Annotated in this window: 22 protein-coding genes; 11 read left to right on the forward strand and 11 right to left on the reverse strand. The window is 64.5% G+C overall.

Annotated elements, in window-relative coordinates; genetic code table 11:
- The first annotated feature begins 29 nt into the window (after window positions 1–29).
- Entirely contained in the window at window positions 30–503 is a 474-nt protein-coding gene (gene greB, locus AAHB08_RS14180; RefSeq protein ID WP_025325381.1) for a transcription elongation factor GreB, read from the forward strand.
- A gap of 218 nt (window positions 504–721) precedes the next feature.
- Window positions 722–3034 carry a Tex family protein gene (locus AAHB08_RS14185; protein ID WP_342059270.1) on the forward strand — a complete coding sequence of 771 codons (2313 nt, stop codon included), beginning with the start codon at window positions 722–724 and terminating at the stop codon, window positions 3032–3034.
- A 69-nt stretch (window positions 3035–3103) separates the two neighbouring features.
- Here AAHB08_RS14185 and AAHB08_RS14190 read toward each other — a convergent pair whose 3' ends face one another.
- From AAHB08_RS14190 to bioH, 3 genes are all read right to left on the reverse strand, one after another.
- Window positions 3104–3865, reverse strand: coding sequence for a putative metalloprotease CJM1_0395 family protein (locus tag AAHB08_RS14190; RefSeq protein ID WP_342059271.1), 762 nt, complete (start codon window positions 3863–3865; stop codon window positions 3104–3106).
- A 191-nt stretch (window positions 3866–4056) separates the two neighbouring features.
- Window positions 4057–4290: a flagellar hook protein FlgE gene (locus AAHB08_RS14195; RefSeq protein ID WP_042648867.1), complete on the reverse strand. Its 234-nt coding sequence runs from the start codon at window positions 4288–4290 to the stop codon at window positions 4057–4059.
- 71 nt (window positions 4291–4361) lie between these two features.
- On the reverse strand, window positions 4362–5126 hold the full coding sequence (gene bioH / locus AAHB08_RS14200) for a pimeloyl-ACP methyl ester esterase BioH (protein WP_342059272.1): 765 nt from the start codon (window positions 5124–5126) through the stop codon (window positions 4362–4364).
- 38 nt (window positions 5127–5164) lie between these two features.
- On the opposite strand from bioH, the gene AAHB08_RS14205 reads away from it, so the two are divergent.
- Window positions 5165–5893 carry a ComF family protein gene (locus tag AAHB08_RS14205; RefSeq protein ID WP_342059273.1) on the forward strand — a complete coding sequence of 243 codons (729 nt, stop codon included), beginning with the start codon at window positions 5165–5167 and terminating at the stop codon, window positions 5891–5893.
- 148 nt (window positions 5894–6041) lie between these two features.
- Complete coding sequence (gene nfuA / locus AAHB08_RS14210) at window positions 6042–6620, forward strand: Fe-S biogenesis protein NfuA (RefSeq protein WP_033129997.1); 579 nt, start codon at window positions 6042–6044, stop codon at window positions 6618–6620.
- A gap of 69 nt (window positions 6621–6689) precedes the next feature.
- On the opposite strand, the gene gpsA is transcribed toward nfuA, so the two are convergent.
- The 3 genes from gpsA to AAHB08_RS14225 are packed head-to-tail and all read right to left on the reverse strand — an operon-like array spanning window position 6690 to window position 8646.
- Window positions 6690–7694 (reverse strand): NAD(P)H-dependent glycerol-3-phosphate dehydrogenase, encoded by a 1005-nt coding sequence (gpsA, locus tag AAHB08_RS14215; protein WP_025325374.1) that lies wholly within the window; start codon window positions 7692–7694, stop codon window positions 6690–6692.
- Window positions 7695–7696: 2 nt separating this feature from the next.
- Window positions 7697–8167, reverse strand: a complete 471-nt coding sequence (gene secB, locus AAHB08_RS14220) for a protein-export chaperone SecB (RefSeq protein WP_005328525.1) — start codon at window positions 8165–8167, stop codon at window positions 7697–7699.
- Between the two features lie 47 nt (window positions 8168–8214).
- Window positions 8215–8646, reverse strand: coding sequence for a rhodanese-like domain-containing protein (locus AAHB08_RS14225; protein ID WP_025325373.1), 432 nt, complete (start codon window positions 8644–8646; stop codon window positions 8215–8217).
- 337 nt (window positions 8647–8983) lie between these two features.
- Between AAHB08_RS14225 and gpmM the strand changes: the two genes are divergently transcribed.
- Complete coding sequence (gene gpmM, locus AAHB08_RS14230; protein WP_342059274.1) at window positions 8984–10513, forward strand: 2,3-bisphosphoglycerate-independent phosphoglycerate mutase; 1530 nt, start codon at window positions 8984–8986, stop codon at window positions 10511–10513.
- Window positions 10514–10522: 9 nt separating this feature from the next.
- Window positions 10523–11926: a peptidoglycan DD-metalloendopeptidase family protein gene (locus AAHB08_RS14235; protein WP_202047951.1), complete on the forward strand. Its 1404-nt coding sequence runs from the start codon at window positions 10523–10525 to the stop codon at window positions 11924–11926.
- A gap of 117 nt (window positions 11927–12043) precedes the next feature.
- On the opposite strand, the gene AAHB08_RS14240 is transcribed toward AAHB08_RS14235, so the two are convergent.
- On the reverse strand, window positions 12044–12694 hold the full coding sequence (locus AAHB08_RS14240; RefSeq protein ID WP_342059275.1) for a Qnr family pentapeptide repeat protein: 651 nt from the start codon (window positions 12692–12694) through the stop codon (window positions 12044–12046).
- A gap of 89 nt (window positions 12695–12783) precedes the next feature.
- On the opposite strand from AAHB08_RS14240, the gene AAHB08_RS14245 reads away from it, so the two are divergent.
- Window positions 12784–13791: a substrate-binding domain-containing protein gene (locus tag AAHB08_RS14245; protein ID WP_202047949.1), complete on the forward strand. Its 1008-nt coding sequence runs from the start codon at window positions 12784–12786 to the stop codon at window positions 13789–13791.
- Window positions 13792–13916: 125 nt separating this feature from the next.
- On the forward strand, window positions 13917–14306 hold the full coding sequence (locus AAHB08_RS14250; RefSeq protein ID WP_139437689.1) for a nuclear transport factor 2 family protein: 390 nt from the start codon (window positions 13917–13919) through the stop codon (window positions 14304–14306).
- On the opposite strand, the gene AAHB08_RS14255 is transcribed toward AAHB08_RS14250, so the two are convergent.
- From AAHB08_RS14255 to AAHB08_RS14270, 4 genes are all read right to left on the reverse strand, one after another.
- A complete protein-coding gene (locus tag AAHB08_RS14255; RefSeq protein ID WP_342059276.1) occupies window positions 14295–14987 on the reverse strand; it encodes a helix-turn-helix domain-containing protein in 693 nt (230 codons plus the stop codon). The genes AAHB08_RS14250 and AAHB08_RS14255 overlap by 12 nt on opposite strands.
- Before the next feature lie 141 nt (window positions 14988–15128).
- Window positions 15129–15770: a bifunctional 4-hydroxy-2-oxoglutarate aldolase/2-dehydro-3-deoxy-phosphogluconate aldolase gene (locus AAHB08_RS14260; protein ID WP_342059277.1), complete on the reverse strand. Its 642-nt coding sequence runs from the start codon at window positions 15768–15770 to the stop codon at window positions 15129–15131.
- A 9-nt stretch (window positions 15771–15779) separates the two neighbouring features.
- Complete coding sequence (gene edd, locus AAHB08_RS14265) at window positions 15780–17576, reverse strand: phosphogluconate dehydratase (protein WP_342059278.1); 1797 nt, start codon at window positions 17574–17576, stop codon at window positions 15780–15782.
- Between the two features lie 61 nt (window positions 17577–17637).
- Window positions 17638–18147, reverse strand: coding sequence for a gluconokinase (locus AAHB08_RS14270; protein WP_005328545.1), 510 nt, complete (start codon window positions 18145–18147; stop codon window positions 17638–17640).
- A gap of 164 nt (window positions 18148–18311) precedes the next feature.
- On the opposite strand from AAHB08_RS14270, the gene AAHB08_RS14275 reads away from it, so the two are divergent.
- From AAHB08_RS14275 to recG, 3 genes are all read left to right on the forward strand, one after another.
- Entirely contained in the window at window positions 18312–19673 is a 1362-nt protein-coding gene (locus AAHB08_RS14275) for a GntP family permease (RefSeq protein WP_236661794.1), read from the forward strand.
- Between the two features lie 153 nt (window positions 19674–19826).
- A complete protein-coding gene (gene pssA, locus AAHB08_RS14280; RefSeq protein WP_162519253.1) occupies window positions 19827–21176 on the forward strand; it encodes a CDP-diacylglycerol--serine O-phosphatidyltransferase in 1350 nt (449 codons plus the stop codon).
- 177 nt (window positions 21177–21353) lie between these two features.
- Window positions 21354–23423, forward strand: coding sequence for an ATP-dependent DNA helicase RecG (gene recG, locus AAHB08_RS14285; RefSeq protein WP_342059279.1), 2070 nt, complete (start codon window positions 21354–21356; stop codon window positions 23421–23423).
- Window positions 23424–23431: the final 8 nt, after the last annotated feature.

The raw sequence follows: 23431 nt of genomic DNA on the forward strand, positions 1-23431 counted from the left end.
CCACGCAGGCAGCAGGGACTGATAACCCCATGAAAACCAAACTCATCACCCGTGAAGGCTACAACCAGCTCCGGCAGGAACACGACACCCTGTGGCGCGAGGAGAGACCCGAGGTCACCAAGAAGGTGGCCTGGGCGGCGAGCCTCGGGGATCGCAGCGAGAACGCCGACTACCAGTACAACAAGAAGCGGCTGCGGGAGATAGACCGCCGGGTCCGCTACCTGCGCAAGTGCCTGGAGGAGCTGACCATAGTCGATTACTCCCCCTCCCAGGAGGGCAAGGTGTTCTTCGGCGCCTGGGTCGAGGTGGAGAGCGAAGAGGGAGAGACCAAGCGCTTTCGCATCGTCGGCTATGACGAGATCTTCGGTCGCAAGGATTACATCTCCATCGACTCCCCCATGGCCCGCGCCCTGCTCAAGAAAGAGGTCGGCGACGAGGCCATAGTGCGTACGCCAGTGGGTGACGCCTGCTGGTATGTCAACGACATCAGCTACCCCAAGTGATCCTGCCGGGGAGAGCAGGCCAGCCTGTACCCTCGAGTCCAGACTGACTCCCTTGCCCGGGGTGGCATCCCCAGCGTCGACCTCATATAGTGCTCACACCCGGCGCCGCAAGGCGCACACCGGCCGCAGAGGCGCACCGGGAGTCAGCTGGCGAGCCCGCCGCGACCATTCCCAGCCACTGCCGGCCCGTTGGACAGACCCGACCACAGAGACCCCAGATGCACAGCCATGTAATTGAGAGACAGATTGCCGGTGAGCTGAATGCCCGTCCGGAACAGGTGCAGGCCGCCGTGCGCCTGCTGGATGAAGGCTCGACCGTTCCCTTTATCGCCCGTTATCGCAAGGAGGTGACCGGCGGTCTGGACGACAGTCAGCTGCGTACCCTGGAGAGCCGCCTCGGCTATCTGCGTGAACTGGAAGATCGCCGCCAGGTGATCATTCGCTCCATCGAGGAGCAGGGCAAGCTGACTCCCGAGCTGGCCCGCGAGCTGAACGGTGCCGACAGCAAGACCCGGCTGGAAGACCTCTACCTCCCCTACAAGCCCAAGCGTCGCACCAAGGGGCAGATGGCCATCGAAGCCGGGCTGGAGCCGCTGGCCAACCTGCTGCTCACCGACCCCATGCAGGATCCGGAGCAAGCGGCGGCCCGCTTCCTCAATGCCGAGCAGGGGATCACCGACAGCAAGACGGCCCTCGACGGTGCCCGCTACATCCTGATGGAGCGCTTCGCCGAGCAGGCGGATCTCCTTGAGAAGCTGCGGGACTACCTGTGGCAGAACGCCACCCTGTGCGCCCGGGTGGTGGCGGGCAAGGAGCAGGAAGGGGCCAAGTTCAAGGATTACTTCGAGCACGACGAGCCCCTGCACAAGGCCCCCTCCCACCGGGTGCTGGCCATGCTGCGCGGCCGCAACGAGGGGATCCTCAACCTGGCGCTGGTCACGGGTGACGATGAGAGTGCCAGTCCCTGCGAAGGGATCATCGCCCACCACCTCAGGCTCAATCTGCAGAACCGCCCAGCCGACAAATGGCTGCAGGGGGTGGTGAGCTGGACCTGGAAGATCAAGCTGTCGCTCCAGATGGAGACAGAGCTTATCGGCCGGGTGCGCGAGAGTGCCGAAGACGAGGCGATCAAGGTATTCGCCATGAACCTCAAGGATCTGCTGATGGCAGCCCCGGCCGGCATGCGCTGCACCATGGGGCTGGACCCGGGCATCCGCACCGGGGTCAAGGTGGCCGTGGTGGATGCCACCGGCAAGCTGGTCGATCACGCCACCATCTATCCGTTCGAACCGAAACGCCAGATTGATCAGAGCCTCAAGACCCTGAGCGAGTTGTGCCAGAAGCACAAAGTCGAGCTCATCAGCATAGGCAACGGCACCGCTTCGCGGGAGACCGACCGGCTGGTCAGCGATCTGTTCGAGCGCTACCCGGCCGCCAAGGCGCAGAAGATAGTAGTGAGCGAAGCGGGGGCCTCTGTCTACTCCGCCTCCGAGCTCGCCTCCCAGGAGTTCCCGGATCTCGACGTCTCCATCCGTGGCGCCGTCTCCATCGCCCGTCGCCTGCAAGACCCCCTGGCCGAGCTGGTCAAGATCGATCCCAAGAGCATCGGGGTGGGCCAGTATCAGCACGACGTCGGCCAGAGCCAGCTGGCCCGCCGGCTGGATGCCGTGGTCGAGGATTGCGTGAACGCGGTCGGTGTGGATGTGAATACCGCCTCGGTCGCCCTGCTCAACCGGGTCTCCGGCCTCTCCCAGACCCTGGCCCAGAACATAGTCGCCTACCGGGATGAGCACGGCGCCTTCAAGAGCCGTCAGCAGTTGCTGAAGGTGAGCCGGCTCGGGCCCAAGGCGTTCGAGCAGTGCGCCGGCTTCCTGCGCATTCGCGGCGGCAGCAATCCCCTCGACGGCTCGGCGGTACACCCGGAGTCCTATCCGGTGGTGGAGCGGATCCTCGCCAAGCTGGAACAGACAGTGGAGAGCCTGCTCGGCAACAGCAGCCTGCTGCGCAGCCTGAAACCGGCCGACTACACGGACGAGCAGTTCGGCGTGCCCACAGTCACCGACATCATCGGCGAGCTGGACAAGCCGGGCCGCGACCCGCGCCCCGAGTTCAAGACCGCGACCTTCAGGGACGGGGTGGAGAAAATCAGCGACCTGGTGCCCGAGATGGTGCTGGAAGGGGTGGTCACCAACGTCACCAACTTCGGCGCCTTCGTCGACATCGGCGTCCATCAGGACGGCCTGGTGCACATCTCCTTCCTGACCGACCGCTTCGTCAAGGATCCCCGCGAGGTGGTCAAGGCGGGGGACATTGTGCGGGTCAAGGTGCTGGAGGTGGATGCACCGCGCAAGCGCATCAGCCTGACCATGCGCCTCGACGAGAAAGCGGGACAACCCGCCCGCAAGCCGGCGGAATCCCGCCCATCGGGTACAGGCAGCGCCAGACCCAGACAGGAGCCGAAACAGGGCGCCCCTGCCGGTGGTGCCATGGGCAACGCCTTCGCCGCCGCCCTCTCCAAGCTGAAGAAATAGGATCCCGACAATGCAAAAAGCCCCGAAAGGGGCTTTTTCTTGTCTGTACCGCGCTGGCACGGGACGGGATCAGACGTCCTGACTCAGGCTATGTGGGGAAGCCGGCCTAACCGCTTGCTGATAGTGCCTGGCAATCACCTGATTTCGGTTGTCCATATAGGCACCGAGCGGACCTGTGGTTTCCTGCCTGAGGGTCATCAGCTCCTTGCGGGCCTGGGCTTCCTTGGCAGAGGCTGCGCGGGCCACGCTCAGATCCTGTGACGAGGGTTCTGCCGGTGCCAGGGCGGCGGCACGCACCTGCTGAATCTTGACGAGGGTGGCAGCCGGATCGCCCGGGATGGTGCCGATGTCGATGGGCACCTCACCCCCGGTGGCGTAACGCTTGCCATCCGGCCCCTGGGAAAACTGGTAGCTGGGGCTGCCCGCATGCTCGCCGCCTGCCATCTGGTGCGCCTGCTCGTGCTTGCGCACCTCGAGATCCCGCTCCACCAGCGCGGCCAGCTGGCGTTGCTGCCTCTGTTGCTCCTGCTGTTCGGGATCCTGCTGCTGTCGGCGCTGGCTCTCCTCCCCCGTGGCCTCGACGAAGCGATGGGACGGGGTCGTCGGGCTGGCCTGCGCATTATCCCGGGTCGAAACGGCGGGCGGATTGGAATTGGTCTGGGCGGCTCTGGACTTGTCTTTCTGGGAGGCGACGCCGGACTCGGCGTTGGAGGCCTCGCTCTGGCGGCTGGGAGGCACCAGCTCTGCGCGGCGGTTGTCAGTCTGCGCTGATTCCGTCTGCGGCTGCAGTTGATTGGGGATCAGAAGCGGCAGACTGACGTTGACGTTCATCTCACACCCTGATGTCGATCAAGGTCCCCACCCATGTCAGCCTGCGGTTGCAGTTGATGGGGGATGAGGGATGCTAGAGCGACGTTGACGTTCATCTCATACCCTGATGTCGATCAAGGTCCCCAACCATGTCAGCCTGCGGTTGCAGACGATGGAGGATGAAGGACGGCAGAGCGACGTTGACGTTCATCTCACACCTTGATGTCGATCAGGGTGCCCAGCATGTCGCTGGCGGTCTGGATCACCTTGGCGGAGGCGCCGGCATGCAGCTCGGCCACCTTGAGATTCACCAGCTCGTCCGTCACCTGTACCTGGTCGCCCGACGGGGTGTTGAGGCGGGCGAGCTGGCCGGATGCCTGGCCGGCCAGTTGCTCGGCCCGCTGGAATCCCTGTACGCCCGTGGTCATGGCAGAATCGATACGCATCGGCTCACTCCTTTCATGGTTGGCTGATTATCCACCACCTCGAAGCGTTATTGAAGCATGTCGCTCAAGGATCAGCCAATGAACTGCCGCAACAGGGTGATGAAGGGCTCTGGGTGGGAGATAAAGGGGGCGTGTGAGGCCTTCTCCAGCACCAGGCTGCGGCTCGCGGGATAGCGCTCGTCCAGCAGCGGTATGGCCGCCTTGGGCACTAGGGAATCCAGCCGGCCATAGATGCGCAGCCAGGGCAGATCCAGGCCGACCAGCGCATCCCGCAGATCCACGTCGGCCAGCAGGCCGAGACCCGCCTCCAGCGCGGCAAGCCGGGGAGCCGGACGCTCTGCCAGCCAGTGGCGCAACTGGCGAATGTCGTTTCTGGCATGTTCGCTGCCCATGGCCTGGATCGCCAGGAAGCGCTCTATGGTCTGCATGAAGTCCCCCGCCAGCATCTGGTTGAACCCCGCCAGCACCTTGGGGGCTATCCCGGGCCACTCATCCCGGGCCATGAAGCAGGGGGAGCTGGCGACAGTGATGAGGGAGTGGAGGCGCTCGGGCCGAGTCAGGGCCAGCTGGCTCGCCACCAGGCCGCCGAGGGACCAGCCGAGCAGATGGCATTTTTCCGGCAGGACGGTGGCGACCTGCTCCGCCAGCCAGGGCAGGGAGTAGTCACTCCCCTCCTGCAGGGGGCTGTTGCCAAACCCGGGCAAGTCCACCAGGTGCAACCGATAGTGGGCCGCCAACTGCTGGGCAATACCGTGCCAGACAGCACCATTCATGCCCCAGCCATGCAACAACACCAGGTCCTGCCCCTGGCCAAACCGCTCAACCGATACGCTCATCTAGACTCAAGATCCCTGTTCATCTGCTTGGAGCCTGCATGTTAAAGCGGCTGCTCGCCAAAGCAAGTCCGATCCTCGGCAGCCGGTCCGACTGGCTCGGCCTCTGCCTGCTCTGTCGCCAGCCCTGTGATGATCAGCCTCTGCTGTGCCGCTGGTGTCAGCAGTCCCTGCACCAGCCTTGCCGCAAATGCAGGCTGTGCGCGACCCCCTTGCCAGAGCACCAGGCAGGAAACGAGCTGCTGTGCGGACGCTGCCAGCGCAGGCCCCCTCCCTGGGAGCGGCTGCAGGTGATCGGTGACTATCAGCTCCCCTACTCCCTGCTTATTCCCCGGCTGAAATACTCGGGCCAGATCCTGCTGGCGCCGCTGCTTGCTCGCCTGCTGGCCGACCATCTGGAGGGAGACGATCCTCCCGAGGCCATCATCCCCGTCCCCCTGCACTGGTGGCGCCAGTGGTGGCGCGGGTTCAATCAGGCAGAGGAGATAGGAACCGCCCTCGGCGAGCTCACCGGCATCCCCTGCGACACCCGGCTGCTGCGCAGGATCAGGGCCACACCGCAGCAAACCCGGCTCAGTGCCGGCCAGCGGCGGCGCAACCTGCGCGGCGCCTTCCAGATAGCGCCCCACCATTACCGCCACGTGGCCCTGCTCGACGACGTGGTCACCACGGGAGCCACCGCAGGTCAGCTCACCCGGTTGCTTCATGAGAGTGGCATAACAGAGGTGGAGGTGTGGGCCATCTGCCGTACCCTCAGACACCCCAAATAACCTGGCAGGGATCCGGCCAAGCAGGCCGATGGCGGCATGATTCCGATACGCCCGGGCTCACAAGCTCGCCATCGACACGCTACCCAAGCCCCGCCAAGCGAGTTATCATGAATACCCTAGTCGTACACTCAGGTTTATGAGGATAGTGATGATCAGCATTTCCGACACCGCCCAGGCCCACTTCCGCAAGTTGCTGGAAAAGCAGCCTGATGGCACCAACATCCGGGTGTTTGTGGTCAATCCGGGAACCCAGAATGCCGAGTGCGGCGTATCCTATTGCCCACCCGACGCGGTCGATCCGGAAGATCAACACCTGCCCTTCAGCGGCTTCGACTGCCTGGTCGATCCCCTGAGCGCCCCTTACCTGGTCGATGCCACCATCGATTTCGTCACCGATCAGATGGGCTCCCAGCTCACCCTCAAGGCGCCAAACGCCAAGATGCGCAAGGTGGCCGACGATGCGCCCCTGGCCGACCGCATCGAGTACGTGCTGATGTCTGAAGTGAACCCCATGCTGGCCGGTCACGGTGGCAAGGTGACCTTGATTGACATTACCGACGACAAGCTGGCGATTTTGCAGTTTGGTGGTGGTTGCAACGGCTGTTCTCAGGTGGATTACACCCTGAAAGAGGGGATCGAGAAGCAGCTGCTGGAGAAATTCCCGGGCGAGCTCAACGGCGTGAAGGATGCCACCGAGCACCAGCGTGGCGATCACTCCTACTATTGATTTGCTGCTCTGCGGCAAAGAAAAGGCCCCGCCAGCTGGCGGGGCCTTTTGCATTCTGCGGCGGGCAGATCACTCGTCCTTCTTGTCTCGCGACAGCAGGGCGATGGCCGCCTCTTTCGGGTTTTTGCCTTCGTACAGCACCTTGAAGATCTGCTCGCAGATGGGCATCTCGACGCCGCAACGGGCCGCCAGCAGATGCACCTCCTTGGTGTTGCGATAGCCTTCCACCACCTGACCTATCTCGGTCATGGCGGTTTCCACCGACTTGCCGGCCCCGAGGGCCAGACCGAAGCGACGGTTGCGGGACTGGTTGTCGGTACAGGTCAGCACCAGATCCCCGAGCCCTGCCATCCCCATGAAGGTCTTGGCATCGGCCCCGAGGGCGGCACCGAGGCGCTGCATCTCCACCAGACCGCGGGTGATGAGCGCGGTTCTGGCGTTGGCGCCAAAGCCCAGCCCGTCGGAGAGACCGGCGCCGATGGCGATGACGTTCTTGACCGCCCCCCCCAGCTGCAGACCGATGAAGTCCGGATTGGTATAGACCCGGAACGAGCGGCCGCAGTGCAGCAGTTGCGAGAGATCGTCGGCGAAGTCGTCGTGGGTCGACGCCACCGAGATGGCGGTCGGCAGGCCGGCGGCCAGCTCCCTCGCGAAGGTCGGGCCCGAGATCACCGCCAGCGGGATAGTCTCCCCCAGCACGTCACGGGCCACGTCCTGCAGCAGGCGGCCGCTGTCCGGCTCCAGCCCCTTGGTGGCCCAGGCGATACGGGTATCGGGACGCAGGAAGGGTTTGACCCGGGCCAGCACCTGGCCGAACACATGGCTCGGTACCACCAGCAGCAGCACTGGTGCGGCCTGCACCGCCGCCTGCAGATCCGCAGTCAGCTGCAGATCGGCGGGGAAAGGGACATCAGGCAGAAACGCCTTGTTGCAGCGGTCTTGTTCCAGCTCGGCGACATGGGCGGGATCGTGACCCCACAGCAGGGTCGGATGGCCGTTGCGCGCCAGAGAAATGGCAAGGGCGGAGCCATAAGACCCCGCCCCCAAGACCGAGATTGCGATCTGGTCGGCCATTATCAGGCTTCCGCAGTCGCCTGCTGGGCCTGAACCTGTGCCATGTGCTGGGCAAACAGGGCGTCGAAGTTGACCGGTGCCAGGTTCAGCTGCGGGAAGGAACCCTTGCTCACCAGGTTGGCCACGGCTTCACGGGCATAAGGGAACAGGATGTTCGGGCAGAAGGCGGCCAGGCAGTGTGCCAGCTGCGGCTCCGGCAGGTTGCCGATGGTGAAGATACCGGCCTGCTGCACTTCACACAGGAAGGCGGTCTCGGTTTCCAGCTTGCAGGTCACGGTCAGGGTCAGCACGACCTCGTACACGCCGTCAGCCAGGACATTGGTCTTGGTGTCCATGTCCAGCTTGACGTCCGGCTGCCACTCTTTCTGGAAGATGTGCGGAGTATTCGGGGCTTCGAAGGAGACATCCTTGGTGTAGACACGCTGGATGTGGAATTCCGGTTGCACTTCCTGGTTGTTGATTTCGTCAGCCATTTCGTTTGATTCCTTTTTAAGAAAATGAGTGGGCGCAGGCCCTTAAATCAGCGTTTTTTGGTCACCGGCAGATTATCTGCACGCCATTGGGCCATGCCACCGCTGAGCACATATACCTGTTTGAAACCGGCTTTGCTCAGTTGGCGACCCGCGCCACCAGCGGTCATCCCCGACTCGCACACCACTATGATGGGGGCATCTTTGTGCTTTTCAACCGGCCCCAGATTGTTCGCCTGGATCTGGGTGAGGGGCAGGTGATGGGCGCCGGCCAGATGACCCTTGGCAAACTCATCCTGACTGCGAATGTCCACCACAGTGGCATTTTCACGGTTGATCAGCAGGGTGGCGCCGTGATTGTTCACCGCCTTCACCGGAGAAAAACGAGCACGCACAGTGGTATACACCAGGGTGCCTGCCAGGCCCAACCAGGCTGCGGTCAGCAGCGGGTTGCGGGCCGCAAAATCCAAATACTCTTGCATCTTCTACTATCCAGGGACCAAGACAAGGGCCCGAGTATACATGGGGCCCTTGATAAGATCAGCCATCTTGGCGGCAAAGCGAGAGCAAGCTCCCATCAGGGATTGCCCGCCCCCAGACCGCCTTGGGGAAGGGGCCGCCACCCGCCTCGGGAGAGAGGCGCCAGGGGGAGAATCGTGCACAAAGACAAGCCGGTAACATGCCGAAAACAGTGGGATAACAGTTAAAAAACGAGGCTAGAGAAGGACTTGGCTATCAGGTGACTATTTCGGCAGATGTAGTAATATTACGCTAGTTTCACTTCCCGCAATTCATTCCTATCCGAGAGGACATAGTCTTATGTCAACAGCTAAGAAACCTTTGGTTCTGGTCATCATGGACGGTTGGGGCTACAGCACCAAGCAAGAGCACAACGCCGTTGCCGCCGCCAAGACCCCGAACCTGGACCGCCTGGCCCGCGACTACACCAGCACCCTGATCTCCGGCTCCGGCCTGGATGTGGGTCTGCCGGACGGCCAGATGGGCAACTCCGAAGTGGGCCACGTCAACATCGGCGCCGGTCGCATCGTCTATCAGGAGCTGACCCGCATCTCCAAGGACATCCAGGACGGCGACTTCTTCCAGAACGTCGAGCTGGGCAAGGCTGTTGACGCCGCCGTGACCAAGGGCAAGGCCGTGCACATCATGGGCCTGATGTCCCCGGGTGGCGTACACAGCCACGAAGAGCACATCATGGGCATGATCGAGATGGCCGCCAAGCGTGGCGCCGAGAAGATCTACTTCCACGCCTTCCTGGATGGCCGCGACGTCCCGCCGCGCTCCGCCCAGTCCTCCATCGAGCTGTTCGACGCCCTGTTCGCCAAGCTGGGCAAGGGTCGTTTCGCCTCCATGATCGGCCGCTACTTCGCCATGGACCGTGACAACCGCTGGGATCGCGTGCAGCAGGCCTATGACCTGATGACCCAGGGCAAGGGCGAGTTCACCGCCGACAGCGCCACCGAAGCCCTGGCTGCCGCCTATGCCCGCGACGAGAACGACGAGTTCGTCAAGGCCACCCGCATCGGCGACGCCGCACCGATGGAAGATGGCGATGCGCTGATCTTCATGAACTTCCGTGCCGACCGTGCCCGCGAGATCACCCGCGCCTTCGTAGACAGCGACTTCACCGGCTTCGCCCGCGCCGCCACCCCGGCGCTGAACTTCGTGATGCTGACCGAATACGCGGCCGACATCAAGACTGCCTGCGCCTACCCGCCCACCGCCCTGGTCAACACCCTGGGTGAATGGCTGGCCAAGCAGGGCAAGACCCAGCTGCGCATCTCCGAGACCGAGAAGTACGCTCACGTCACCTTCTTCTTCAACGGTGGCGAAGAGTCCTGCTTCACCGGCGAAGATCGCGAGATCGTCGCCAGCCCGAAAGTGGCCACCTATGATCTGCAGCCGGAGATGAGCTCCGAAGAGCTGACCGACAAGCTGGTCGGTGCCATCAAGAGCGGCAAGTACGACGTCATCATCTGCAACTACCCGAACGGCGACATGGTTGGCCACACCGGCGTGTTCGATGCGGCCGTCAAGGCCTGCGAAGCCGTTGATCACTGCATCGGTCGCGTCACCGAGGCCCTGGCCGAAGTGGGTGGCGAGTGCCTGATCACCGCCGACCACGGCAACGCCGAGAAGATGCTGGACGAAGAGACTGGTCAGGCGCACACCGCCCACACCAATCTGCCGGTTCCCCTCATCTATTTCGGTCGCAAGGCCGAGGTGCTGGAAGGGGGCAAACTGTCCGATCTGGCCCCGACCATGCTGACTCTGATGGGTCTGCCTGTCCCGCCGGAAATGACTGGCAAGCCCCTGATGATTCTGAAATAATCCTGCCCCATGCGGGGATGCGAAGTTATTTCACAGAAAACCAGTCGCGTCGGCCTGTTGGCCGGCGCGCTGTTTTTTTGCCTGGTCGGCGGTGCCGGCACGGCCCAGGCTGCGAACCAGCAGCTGGGAGCCATGCAGTCCGAGATCAAGGAACAGCAGAAGACCCTCAAGCTCAGCAAGCAGGAGCTTGCCAAGCTCAACACCCAGCTCAAGGCTGACGAGCAGGCCATCTCGGCCGCCGCCGCCAAGCTGGATCAGACCAGACTGCAACTGAAGCAGAACCAGCAGAAGCTGGCCGAGCTGCAGCAGGACAAGCTGGCGCTGGAACAACAAGCGAAACACCAGAAACAGTTGCTGGCCAAGCAGGCGGAAAGCGCCTTCCAGGCGGGCAACCACGACTACCTCAAGCTGCTGCTCAACCAGCAGGATCCGGCCAAGCTGAGCCGCTCTCTCGATTACTACGACTATCTCAACAAGGCCCGCATCGAGGCCATAGACGCCCTGCGCGCCACCCGCAACAAGCTGGCGAAAAACCAGCTGGCCACCAAAGAGACCGAGACCCGGCTGCAGACCCTGCTCGGCGAACAGCAGCAGCATCACCAGAGCCTGCTGGCCAGCCAGCAGAGCCGGGCCAAGGTGCGCAACCAGTTGCAGCAATCGGTGCAAAACGACGAGCAGAAGCTCACCAAGCTGGTCAAGGCGGAGAAGGCCCTGAAGGCCCGGCTGGAAGAGCTGCGCCGCCAGCGGGAAGAGCAGGAACGCCGCGAACGGGCCGAGCGGGAGCGCCTCGCCAAGATCAAGGCCGAGCAGGAGCGCCAGCGCCGCCTGGAGGCCCAGCGCCTGGCCGCGGAGCAGAAGCGGATTGCCGAGCAGCAACGGATCGCGGCCCAGCAGCGCCAGGCCGGCGAACAGCAAAGGCTCGCCGCCGAGCAGCAGAGAGTCACCGAACAGCAGAACCGGGTGGCGAAGCAGCAAGCCGCCGCGCGCAGCAGCGCCAAGGCGAGCAGCAACGGCTACGGCGGTCTGAGCACGGGTGGCAACCTGCGCTGGCCGGTGCAGGGCCCCATCCTCATCTCCTACGGCTCGCCGCGCACCGCCGAGCTCAAGTGGAAGGGCACCCTGATAGGCGCAAGCGAGGGAACCCAGGTCAAGGCGGTGGCACCGGGCCAGGTGGTCTATGCGGACTGGCTGGACGGCTTCGGCATGCTGCTGGTGATCGACCATGGCCGCGGCTACATGAGCCTCTACGGCCACAACCAGTCGCTGCTGCGTCAGGTGGGGCAGAAGGTGGAGCAGGGGGAACCCGTGGCCCTGGTCGGCGACAGCGGCGGACAGGAGCGCTCCGGCCTCTACTTCGAGATCCGCTATCAGGGTGAGGCGATCAACCCGACCAAGTGGCTGGCCAGACGCTGAGCCAGCGCCCCCTCATCCCCAGCCCTTCTCCCGCGAGGGGAGAAGGGAGCGAATGGCGGCATACCCTCAGGTCAACCGCTCCCCCATTGATGAAAATTTACCTCTTTTCCACCCCGCTCAGGGGAAGACCACCAGCCCTATCTGCTCCAGCAGCCCCTGCTGCTGCTCTTCATTGATCTGCACGCCGTCCAGGTTGACCCGGCGCAGATCCAGCCCGGGCAGGTCGCACTGGCGCAGATCGCAGCCCTGCAGGTTGAAGCTGGTCCAGTCGATCTGGCCAAACTCGGAGCCGCTGAGATCGGATCCCGCCAATGAGGCCCCCAGCAGGCTGGCCCCCTGCCAGCGGTTGCCGCCGAGCTCGCACTTCTCCAGCAGGCAGCCGTCGAAGTTGGCGTAGCTGAAATTGTTGCCGGTCAGATGGGCCTCGCAGAAGTAGCTCTTGGCGGTGATCTGGTTGGCAAAGCTGGCGTGGGCGAAGTTGATGCCCATGGCCTGGCAGTCGCGCATCTCCAGCCCCAGGCACTGGCTGCGGCTAAGATCCGCCAGGGTGAGATCGCAGCGCAGGAAGCTCGCCTCCCGCATATCGCAGCCCTGCAACAGGCAGCCGAGCTCGCGCTCCCGCTCATAGAAGCTGCAATCGATGAAGCGGCTATCGCTCAGATCCAGCCAGGAGAAGTTGCAGTCGACGAAGCGGCACTCCGAGAACTGCTCCCCCTCCACCTCCTGCTGCTCGAACCTTTTCCCCTCGAAGCACTTGCCCTTGATCATCCCCAGCCTCTCCTGTCATGGCGTCATATGCTGACTTTGTTGCGCAAAAACGGTAATGTTACCTGTAACATTCTTTGCCGGACCCCGAGATGAACGACACCCGCAAGCGCCGCCCCACCCTGCAGGACATCGCCGACCTGACCGGGGTCACCAAGATGACCGTCAGCCGCTACCTGCGTGACCCGTCCGCCGTGGCCGAAGGCACCCGTGAACGGATCGCCGCGGCGGTGGAGGAGCTCGGCTATATCCCGAACCGGGCACCGGACATGCTCTCCAACGCCACCAGCAAGGCGATCGGCATACTGATCCCCTCCCTCTCCAACCAGGTCTTCTCGGCGGTGATCCACGGCATAGAGGCGGTGACCCGGCCCGCCGGCTACCAGACCCTGCTCGCCCACTACGGCTACAGCCCGGAGCGGGAGGAGGAGCAGGTCGCCTCCCTGCTCTCCTACAACGTGGATGGTCTCATCCTCGCCGATACCCAGCACACGGATCGCACCCGCAAGATGATCGCCACCGCCGGCATTCCGGTGGTGGAGACCATGGACTTGCCGCTCTCCCCCATCGACATGGTGGTGGGCATGGATCACCGGGCCGCCGCCCGGGCCATGGTAACAGAGATGCTGCGCCGGGGACGGCGCAAGGTGGTCTACCTGGGGGCGCGCCTCGACGTGCGTACCCAGCTGCGGATGGAGGGCTACTACCAGGCGATGGCGGACTTCGGCCTGGATGGCCAGCACCTGCTGACCGAGCAGTCCTCCAGCTTCACCCTGGGTGGCCAGCTGCTGGAGCAGGCCATGGCCCGCTATCCCGATCTCGACGGTCTGTTCTGCACCAACGACGACGTGGCGGTCGGTGCCCTGCTGCAGTGCCAGGCCAGGTGGATACCCGTGCCCCAGCAGATCGCCATCGCCGGCTGCAACGCCCTCGACATCGGCCACGCCATGACCCCCAAGCTCGCCAGCATCAGCACCCCGCGCGAGGCCATCGGCCGCGAGGCGGCCGCCATGCTGCTGGCCAGGCTCAATGGGCAACCCCAGGCCGAGCACCGCAAGGACATGGGCTTCTCCCTCTATGAGGGGGAGAGCCTGGGCTGATCCCGCTCCTTCATCCCCCGGCGCCACCTTGGCGCCTGTGGCCGCCATGATGGCGCGTCCTCCCGGGATCCTCCCTGCTCACTGACTTATGCTGGCGCAGCTTGTCCCACATTCAGGAGCAGAAGATGAACCACACCGAACGATTGAAGACCTGCCTGCAGCGTGTCATCTGCGATCCCGGCTTCACCCTGGCCGAGCTCGACGCCTGGTTCAGCCCGGACTACTGCCAGCAGGTGAATGGCGAGACCCTCGACTACGCCGCCTTTCGCCAGCATATCGCCGCCTTGAGAAGCCATCTGGCCGAGGCCACCATCGAGTTTGTCGCCACCCTGGAGCTGGGGGAGCGGGTCCATTCCACCCACCTGGTTCGAGCCACCCGCCAGGATGGCGGCACCCTGGCCTGCAAGGTGAGCGGCCTCTTCACCTTTCGCGAGGGCCGGCTCTGTCACACCGAGGAGGTCACCTGCCTGCTGGCGGGGGGCAAGGAGGACGCAGACATAGGCTCACGGCGCTGAGCCGCGGCCCATCACCCGCGTCAGGGCCGCCGAGAAGGCGTCGGGATCCTCATAGCCGAGGATCCCGGCAATCTCGGCAGGCGCCATCCCCTGATGCTGCAACTGACGGGCCCGCCCCATCAGCACCCGCTCCCGCCACTGGCGGAAACTGCACCCCAGCTGCCGGGCAAAGAGGCGATTGAGGGTGCGCACCGAGGCGCCGCAATCGACCGCCAGTGCCTCCAGCGTCACCTTGACGGAGGGGGCCTGACACAGCCTCTCCAGCACTCGCAGCAGGCGCGGATCCAGATCCGCGGCCAGGGGGATCTGCCCCGCCAGCGGGGGGGCGAGTGCCAGCTCGTGGCGCAGCACCTTCAGATAGGCATCCCGCGTCTCCCCCTCCTCCAGCTCGGGCAGACGGGCGAAGAGACCCGCCAGCATTGGGCTCACCTGCAACTGACTGAAAGTGGTAGATGCCGATTGCGGGGTGTAGAGCAGCGAGAGGCGGGAGTGGCGCAGCACGCGAAACTCGTGTGCCCAGCCGGCGGGGATCAGGCAGAGCTGGCCGGCCACCAGCAAGCCGCCGCCGTCGCAGCCTGTGATGACGCCGCCCCCCTGGTGCAGGTAGCAGTACTGGGCCTGGGGGTGGCTGTGCAGCGCGGTGAGGTGCCCTAGCGGGTAGGCGTGATGAAGAAAGCTCATAAGGGGCGACAGCGTGGAGGACAGGCCCCCGACCTTAAGCCAGCCGACGGCTCAGTGTAAATGGCCTTCCGGCCTCCCGGAGCCGGAAAAACAACAGGCCACCCAAGGGTGGCCTGTTCAATTTATCTAAACGATAGGCACTTAGCGTTTAACCATTTCAACCGCTTCCCGGGAGAGGCGGGTCACCTCCTCCCAGTTGCCGCTCTTGACCGCATCGGCCGGCAGCATCCAGGAGCCGCCGACGGTGGCCACGCACTTGAGCGCCAGGTAGTCGGCGACGTTTTTCGGGCCGATACCGCCGGTGGGGCAGAACCGTACCTGGGGCAGCGGCGCGGCAATGGCGGCCAGCGCCTTGGTGCCGCCGTTCGCTTCGGCCGGGAAGAACTTCAGATGGTCGTAGCCCGCTTCCAGCGCCTGCATCACCTCGGACGGCGTGGCGACGCCCGGGATCAGCGGCGCAGTGCTGTTGGCCGCATGGGTCAACAGGGCCGGGGTCATCCCCGGGGAGATGACGAAGCGAGCACCGGCGGCGACGGCGGCGTCAAACTGCGCGCAGTTGAGCACGGTACCGGCACCGACCATGGCATCCGGCATCGCCTTGGCGATCAGGGCGATGGCATCGAGGGCCACCGGGGTGCGCAGGGTGATCTCGAACACAGAGATGCCACCGTCGAGCAGCGCCTTGGCCATCGGCAGGGCCTGCTCCAGGTCGTTGATGACCATCACGGGCACCAGGGGGGAGGCGGCAAACACCTCGGCAGGGGTCACTTTCCAGTTCTGCATAGCTCTTCCTCAGTCAAAGATGGTGGCGCCGCACTCGGCGCTCGATACCGCGCGACGCATCACGCTGAACAGTTCACGGCCCCACCCCTCTTGTTCCAGAGTGAGGTCGATCTCGGCCTGGGTGCGGCCGCTCAAATCGGTCAGGCAGTCGAGGCTGCCGGTCACCGCGTCCACCCGCAGCAGATCGCCATCGACAAGCAGGCCTATGGCCCCGCCGTGCAGCGCTTCCGGGGTGACGTGGATGGCGGCCGGGATCTTGCCGGAGGCGCCGGAGAGACGGCCGTCGGTGACCAGAGCCACCTTGTGACCCGCCTTCTGCAGGTTTCCGAGCACCGGCATCAGCTTGTGCAGCTCCGGCATGCCGTTGGCCGCCGGACCATTGTGGCGCACCACGATGACGGCGTCCTGGTTCAGCTCACCGGCCTTGTAGGCCGCCTCCACCGCATGCTGGGAGGAGAAGACCCGGGCCGGCGCTTCGATGACACGATACTCGGGGGCGACCGCCGAGACCTTGACCACGGCGCGGCCCAGGTTACCACTGAGCAGCTTGGTGCCGCCGGTGGCCTGGAACACGCTGCCAGCGACGGACAACACGCTCGGATCCGTGCTCTCCCCCACCGGCTGCCACACCAGCTTGCCCTCCACCAGCGCGGGGCGGCTGAGGTAATCCTGCATCTCGCCAAACACCGGGGTGGCATCCAGGTGGATCAGGTCCGCCTCCGCCAGCCGGCGCATCAGGCCAGGCACGGCCCCCGCCTGCTCGAAGGCGTTCACGTCCGCCGGGCCGTTCGGGTACATGCGCACCAAGAGCGGCACCACGTCGGAGAGGTCGCTCAAGTCGTCCCAGGTCAGCTCCAGGCCGGCGGCGCGGGCCAGCGCCACCATGTGGATGCTGTGGTTGGTGCTGCCGCCGGAGGCGAGCAGGGCCACCAGGCCGTTGACCAGGGCGCGCTCGTCCAGCACCTGGCTCAGGGGGCGGTAGGCCGGGGAGCCCGGGATCATGGCGCTGATACGACGGGCCGCCTCCTCGGTGAGGGCGTGGCGCAGCTCGCTGTGGGGGTGGACGAAGGCGGAGCCCGGCAGCATCAGCCCCATGGCCTCGAACACCAGCTGGTTGGTGTTGGCGGTGCCGTAGAAGGTACAGGTGCCAGCCGAATGGTAGGCGCCGCACTCCATCTTCAGCAGAGCATCGCGGCCCACTTCGCCGGCGGCGTACTGCTGGCGCACCTTCACCTTCTCGTCGTTGCCTATGCCGCTCGCCATGGGGCCGGCGGGCACGAAGGCGGTGGGCAGGTGGGCGTGGGAGAGGGCCCCCATGATCTGGCCCGGGGCTATCTTGTCACAGATGCCGAGCAGCAGGGTGGCGTCGAAGGTGTTGTGGGAGAGGGAGACCGCGGTGGCCTGGGCGATGAGATCCCGGGAGAACAGGGACATGTCCATCCCCGGCTGGCCCTGGGTCACGCCGTCGCACATGGCGGGCACGCCGCCGGCGACCTGGGCGCTGTGGCCGAGTCCGGCCAGCGCCCCCTTGATGATGTCCGGGTAGCCCTGATAGGGCTGATGGGCGCTCAGCATGTCGTTGTAGGCGGTGACTATGGCCACGTTGGCGCGGGTCATGTCGAGGATGCGCCCCTTGTCGTCACAGCTGGAGGCGGCCACGGCGTGGGCCAGGTTGCCGCAGGAGAGGGAGGCGCGGGTCTTGCCCTGCTCGGCCTGGCGCTGGATGCGGGCCAGGAAGGCCTGGCGGCGGGCGACACTGCGCTCGCGGATGCGGTTGGTCACCTCGGTGATCACGGGATGGGTCATAGGATTGTCTCCAACACGGAAATACGGGCGCGATCGACCGGGGCCGGGCGCGCGAAATGGCTCATTGCACCTGCGCCAGGGCGGTGACGGCGCGGTCGACCACCTGCTCGAAGGTGCCGTCTATGTCGACGCGAAACACACCGGCCTCGCCATCCGGCCGCTCCAGGGTCTCAAACTGACTCTTTACCATGCCTTCCCGCATGAAGTGGCCCTGGCGTGCCCGCATCCGGTCGAGAATGAGGGACTGGCTGCCGTCCAGAAACAGGAAGTGCACCGATTCGTTGCCCTCGCGGATCTGGTCGCGGTACTGCTTCTTGAGGGCCGAGCAGACGATGACGCCCAGCTCGTTCTTCTGCTCCAGGCTGTAGGCCGCATCGCGGATCCGCTCCAGCCAGGGCGCCCTGTCTTCGTCGTTGAGAGGGTTGCCGCCCGCCATCTTCTGGATGTTGGCGCGGGGGTGCAGATCATCACCGTCGATGAACTTGGCGCCCAGGGCGCTGGCCACCTTGAGGCCTATGCTGGACTTGCCACTGCCACACACACCCATCACGATAATGCTCTTGCCCGCCATTATTTGACCTCTCTCTCACTTTTCAAAAAACGTTTACCTGATGGGTTCTAAGTTAGCACGTTACCGGTAACATGTTACCGGTAACGTTGCGCAATGTGAAGTGGAGCACAGAAATGTGCAGAACAACTACTAGAACCATTTGAGGACATTTTATGGACGGAGCGATGAACACACCCGATGTCGCCTACCTGCTCTCGGTAGCCGCTGGCGCTATCGTCATGCTGCTGGTGCTGATCATGCGATTCAAGGTACATGCCTTCGTGGCATTGACCCTGGTCAGCATGCTGACGGCCCTGGCCACCGGGGTCACCTATGACCAGGTGATCCCCACCATGCTGACCGGTTTCGGCGGCACCCTGGCCTCGGTCGCGCTGCTGGTTGGCCTCGGGGCCATGATAGGCAGGATCCTGGAGATGACGGGGGGCGCCAAGGTGCTTGCCGACACCCTGATCAACCGCTTCGGCTCCCACCGCGCCCCCTTCGCGCTAGGGATCGCCTCCCTGCTGTTCGGCTTCCCTATCTTCTTCGATGCCGGCCTCATCGTCATGCTGCCCATCATCTTCAGCGTGGCCAAGCAGTTCGGCGGCTCAGTCCTCAAATATGCCCTGCCCTCCGCCGGTGCCTTCGCGGTGATGCACGCCTTCCTGCCGCCGCACCCGGGCCCGGTGGCCGCCAGCGAACTGCTGGGCGCCAACATTGGGCTGCTCACCGTCGTGGGTCTGCTGGTCGCGCTGCCGACCTGGTACCTGGGTGCCTATCTGTTCGGGCTCTGGTCCGGCAAGAAGTTTGAGCTGCCCCTGCCCCCGAGCTTCACCGAGACCGCGGAGCGACTCTCCGACAAGGCGCCGAGCTTTGGCCAGGTGATCTCCATCCTGCTGCTGCCGCTGGTGCTCATCTTCATGGATACCGGTCTCAACACCCTGGGCGTCATGGGTGTCATCGACAAGGGTGCGGACTGGGTCAACGTGCTGCGCATGGTCGGCAAGACCCCGGTGGCCCTGCTCATCACAGTGCTCTATGCCCTCTGGCTGTTCCGTCAGACCCAGGGCAAGGTGCAGCTCGAGAAGTTCTGCAACGACGCCCTGGCCCCGGTCTGCGCCGTCATCCTGGTAACGGGTGCCGGTGGCATGTTCGGCGGCGTGCTGCGTGCCAGCGGCATCGGCACGGCCCTGGCCGACGTGCTCTCCGACACCGGCATGCCGGTGATCCTGGCCGCCTTCCTGGTCTCCACCGCCCTGCGGGTGGCCCAGGGGTCTGCCACAGTGGCCCTGACCACCACGGCCGCCCTGATGGCGCCGACGGTCGCGGCCACGGCCGGGCTGAGCGATCTGGACCTGACCTTCATCGTCATCGCCATCGCCGGTGGGGCGACCGTGCTCTCCCACTTCAACGACTCCGGTTTCTGGCTGGTCAGCCGCTTCCTCAACATGGACGAGAAGACCACCCTCAAGACCTGGACCGTGATGGAGACACTGCTCGGTACCATCGCCTTCCTCATCGTTGCCATGGCAAGCATCGTCTTCTAACTCCCCCATATCGGGGCCCCATCCGGCGGCCCCGATATGGCGTTCCATCGACATTTTTACGGATTCTTGCTTGGGCCCGTCGCCACAGATTGCTAGAATTGCCTATTCATCGCCCCGAGTGGAACGCTTCATCCCGTGATTTCAGGCTTCTCTATGCATTCATCGGCACATTATCGACAGTTGCTGGCACGTTTACCCCAGATCGCGGTTGCCGCAGATCAGTTCCAGGTACTCAACAGCGCCAAGGATTTCAAGAGCCGTATCCTCTCGCTCATCGCGGGCGCGACCCAGCGTATCTATCTGATCGCCCTCTACCTGCAGGATGACGAGGCGGGACGGGAGATCCTCTCTGCCCTCTACGCCGCCAAGCAGCGCAACCCCGCCCTCGACATCAAGGTCTTCGTCGACTTCCACCGTGCCCAGCGCGGCCTGATCGGCAAGGGCAAGCAGGGGGGCAACCACCTGATGTATCAGACCATGGCCGCCCGCCATGAACACCAGATCGAGATCTACGGCGTGCCGGTCAAGGGCCGCGAGCTGCTCGGCGTCCTGCACCTCAAGGGCTTCATCTTCGACGACATCCTGCTCTACTCGGGTGCCAGCCTCAACGACATCTACCTGCACCAGCAGGAGCGCTACCGCTTCGATCGCTATCACCAGATCCACAGCCAGGCCCTGACCCGCAGCATGGTCAACTACGTGGATGACGTCTTCCTCAAGAGCGAGGCCGTGCAGCGGCTGGATCGCCCCGGCATCCCGGGTGCCAAGCAGCTCAAGGGGCAGATCCGCCGCTTCAAGCACAACCTGCGCACCAGCCAGTACCGATTCGAGAGCATACCGGCCAACAGCCAGGAGATCGCCATCACCCCCATGGTGGGCCTGGGCAAGCGCGGCAACCAGCTCAACCGGATGATCCGCAATCTGGTGCGAGCCACCGAGCGGGAGATCTTCATCTGCACCCCTTACTTCAACCCCCCCAAGGAGTTGAACAAGGACGTGGAAGCCCTGCTCAAGCGCGGCTGCAAGGTGACCATAGTGGTGGGCGACAAGACAGCCAACGACTTCTTCATCCCGCCGGAGGAGAAGTTCTCCACCATAGGCGGCCTGCCCTATCTCTACGAGACCAACCTGCGCAAGTTTGCCGAGCGCAACCAGCACCACATCGACAGCGGCCGTCTCAACCTGATGCTCTGGTGCTGCGACAAGAACTCCTATCACCTCAAGGGGATCTTCGTGGACCAGGAGTGGGCCCTGCTCACCGGCAACAACCTCAATCCCCGCGCCTGGGCTCTGGATCTGGAGAACGGCCTGCTGGTCCATGACCGCCACCACCATCTGCGCGAGCGCTTCCAGGAGGAGCGCGACTGCATCCTGGCCCATACCCGTCGCATCAGCCACTTCGATCAGATCGAGCAGATCAAGGATTACCCCGAGCAGGTGCGCAAGCTGCTTGCCAGGATCCACAGGGTCAGGGCCCATATCCTGCTCAAGCGGATCATCTAAGCTCTCTCCGCCTCCCCTGTCCGTCCCTCCAAAGGCCTCCCGTGTTCGGCAGGCCTTTGTCGTATGCGCACGCTCACCCCGCCCGGGAAGCCCCTGCCGCTGCAACGCGGCTTGCATCGAGACAGCAACAACCCCTATCATCTGGACATATTTACAGTGTTTTCGGGCATCTAATTGATGAAATTGGATAAAATTCCTCTCGATAGCCTCAAGGGCGTCGGCAGCAAGATGCTGGAGAAGCTCGAGCGGCTCGGGCTGGCCACGGTACAGGATCTGCTGTTCCACCTCCCCCTGCGCTACGAGGACCGCACCCAGGTGTGGCCCATCGGCGATCTGCCCCCCGGGCTGCACGGCGCCGTCGAGGGCGAAATCCAGGACACCCAGCTGGTCATGGGACGCCGCCGCATGCTGGTGTGCCGCATCAGCGACGGCACCGGCAGCCTGACCCTGCGTTTCTTCAATTTCACCGCCGCCCAGAAAAACAGCCTGGCCCAGGGCCGCCTGATCCGCTGCTTCGGCGAGGCTCGTCCCGGCAAGTACGGGCTGGAGATGGCCCACCCCGAGTACAAGCTGCTCGGCGAGGAGCAGGCCGGCCAGACCGAAGAGGCGCTCACCCCCGTCTACCCGACCACCGAAGGCTTGCGCCAGCTCAGCCTGCGCAGCCTCACGGATCAGGCGCTGGCCCAGCTCGACCTCTATGGCGTCGAGGAGCTGCTGCCCGCCGGTCTCTACCCCCAGCAGATCGATCTGGCCGCCGCCCTGCGTCTGCTCCACCGCCCGCCCCCCTCGGTGGCGCTGGCCCTGCTGGAGAGCGGCCAGCATCCGGCCCAGCAGCGATTGGTGCTGGAAGAGCTGCTGGCCCACAACCTCTCTGTCCTCAAGGTCCGCGCCCAGGCGCAGACCCAGCTGGCCCGCACCCTCAAGCCGGCACCGGCCCTGGTGGAAAAGCTGCTAAGCGCCCTGCCCTTCACCCCCACCGGCGCCCAGAACCGGGTGGTGGCGGAGATAAGCCAGGATCTGCAACGCAGCCACCCCATGATGCGGCTGGTGCAGGGGGATGTGGGCTCCGGCAAGACGCTGGTGGCGGCCTTGGCGGCGCTGCAAGCCATAGGCAACGGTTGCCAGGTGGGGCTGATGGCGCCGACCGAACTCTTGGCCGAACAGCACGCCATCAACTTCGCCCACTGGCTGGACCCCCTCAGCATCAAGGTGGGCTGGCTGGCGGGCAAGCAGAAGGGCAAGGCGCGGGAGGAGGCGCTGGCCGCCATTGCCGATGGCAGCGTCAAGATGGTGGTGGGTACCCACGCCATCTTCCAGGAGCAGGTGGTGTTCCAGCGCCTGGCTCTGGTGATCATCGACGAGCAGCACAGGTTCGGGGTGCACCAGCGCCTCGCCCTGCGCGAGAAGGGGGAGCGGGAAGGGGTGCATCCCCACCAGCTCATCATGACCGCCACCCCCATTCCCCGCACCCTGGCGATGACGGCCTATGCGGATCTCGACACCTCCGTCATCGACGAGCTGCCGCCCGGCCGTACCCCCATCACCACGGTCGCCCTGCCGGACAGCCGCCGTCAGGATGTGATCGAGCGGGTCAAACTCGCCTGCGAGGAGGGCAAGCAGGCCTACTGGGTCTGCACCCTGATCGAGGAGTCCGAGGTGCTGGAGTGCCAGGCTGCCGAAGACACGGCAGCCGAGCTGCAAGCCCGGCTGCCCGGCCTGCACATAGGCCTGGTCCATGGCCGGATGCGCCCCATCGAGAAGCAGCGGGTGATGGAGGAGTTCAAGGCGGGCATATTGCAACTGCTGGTCGCCACCACCGTCATCGAGGTGGGGGTGGACGTGCCCAATGCCAGCCTGATGATCATCGAGAACCCGGAGCGGCTGGGGCTGGCCCAGTTGCACCAGCTGCGCGGCCGGGTCGGCCGGGGCTCGGTGGCCTCCCACTGCGTGCTGCTCTACCATGCCCCCCTCTCCAAGACGGCCCAGAGCCGGCTCGGGGTGCTGCGGGAGACCAACGACGGCTTCCTGATCGCCCAGCGCGATCTCGAGCTGCGCGGCCCGGGGGAACTGCTCGGCACCCGCCAGACCGGGTTGGCGGATCTCAAGATCGCCGATCTGGTGCGCGACCAGCCGCTTATTCCCCAGGTGCAGAAGATGGCGCGCTTCCTCATGGATAGGCATCCCAACCATGTCGAACCGCTGATCCGCCGCTGGCTCGGCCTGCGGGACCACTACTCAAACGCCTGACAACACAC

Origin of the sequence: Aeromonas sp. OTU364 (assembly GCF_038440395.1) — a bacterium.
GTDB lineage: Bacteria > Pseudomonadota > Gammaproteobacteria > Enterobacterales > Aeromonadaceae > Aeromonas.

Bases quoted from the DNA above. Each gene is read 5' to 3' on its own strand.
- nfuA (WP_033129997.1), top strand. From the start codon at position 6,042: ATGATCAGCATTTCCGACACCGCCCAGGCCCACTTCCGCAAGTTGCTG.
- AAHB08_RS14275 (WP_236661794.1), top strand. From the start codon at position 18,312: ATGAACACACCCGATGTCGCCTACCTGCTCTCGGTAGCCGCTGGCGCT.
- AAHB08_RS14190 (WP_342059271.1), bottom strand. From the start codon at position 3,865: ATGAACGTCAACGTCAGTCTGCCGCTTCTGATCCCCAATCAACTGCAG.
- AAHB08_RS14195 (WP_042648867.1), bottom strand. From the start codon at position 4,290: ATGCGTATCGATTCTGCCATGACCACGGGCGTACAGGGATTCCAGCGG.
- pssA (WP_162519253.1), top strand. From the start codon at position 19,827: ATGCATTCATCGGCACATTATCGACAGTTGCTGGCACGTTTACCCCAG.
- AAHB08_RS14225 (WP_025325373.1), bottom strand. From the start codon at position 8,646: ATGCAAGAGTATTTGGATTTTGCGGCCCGCAACCCGCTGCTGACCGCA.
- greB (WP_025325381.1), top strand. From the start codon at position 30: ATGAAAACCAAACTCATCACCCGTGAAGGCTACAACCAGCTCCGGCAG.
- recG (WP_342059279.1), top strand. From the start codon at position 21,354: ATGAAATTGGATAAAATTCCTCTCGATAGCCTCAAGGGCGTCGGCAGC.
- AAHB08_RS14250 (WP_139437689.1), top strand. From the start codon at position 13,917: ATGAACCACACCGAACGATTGAAGACCTGCCTGCAGCGTGTCATCTGC.
- edd (WP_342059278.1), bottom strand. From the start codon at position 17,576: ATGACCCATCCCGTGATCACCGAGGTGACCAACCGCATCCGCGAGCGC.
- bioH (WP_342059272.1), bottom strand. From the start codon at position 5,126: ATGAGCGTATCGGTTGAGCGGTTTGGCCAGGGGCAGGACCTGGTGTTG.
- AAHB08_RS14255 (WP_342059276.1), bottom strand. From the start codon at position 14,987: ATGAGCTTTCTTCATCACGCCTACCCGCTAGGGCACCTCACCGCGCTG.
- gpsA (WP_025325374.1), bottom strand. From the start codon at position 7,694: ATGGCCGACCAGATCGCAATCTCGGTCTTGGGGGCGGGGTCTTATGGC.
- AAHB08_RS14270 (WP_005328545.1), bottom strand. From the start codon at position 18,147: ATGGCGGGCAAGAGCATTATCGTGATGGGTGTGTGTGGCAGTGGCAAG.
- AAHB08_RS14185 (WP_342059270.1), top strand. From the start codon at position 722: ATGCACAGCCATGTAATTGAGAGACAGATTGCCGGTGAGCTGAATGCC.
- AAHB08_RS14260 (WP_342059277.1), bottom strand. From the start codon at position 15,770: ATGCAGAACTGGAAAGTGACCCCTGCCGAGGTGTTTGCCGCCTCCCCC.
- secB (WP_005328525.1), bottom strand. From the start codon at position 8,167: ATGGCTGACGAAATCAACAACCAGGAAGTGCAACCGGAATTCCACATC.
- AAHB08_RS14205 (WP_342059273.1), top strand. From the start codon at position 5,165: ATGTTAAAGCGGCTGCTCGCCAAAGCAAGTCCGATCCTCGGCAGCCGG.
- AAHB08_RS14245 (WP_202047949.1), top strand. From the start codon at position 12,784: ATGAACGACACCCGCAAGCGCCGCCCCACCCTGCAGGACATCGCCGAC.
- gpmM (WP_342059274.1), top strand. From the start codon at position 8,984: ATGTCAACAGCTAAGAAACCTTTGGTTCTGGTCATCATGGACGGTTGG.
- AAHB08_RS14240 (WP_342059275.1), bottom strand. From the start codon at position 12,694: ATGATCAAGGGCAAGTGCTTCGAGGGGAAAAGGTTCGAGCAGCAGGAG.
- AAHB08_RS14235 (WP_202047951.1), top strand. From the start codon at position 10,523: ATGCGGGGATGCGAAGTTATTTCACAGAAAACCAGTCGCGTCGGCCTG.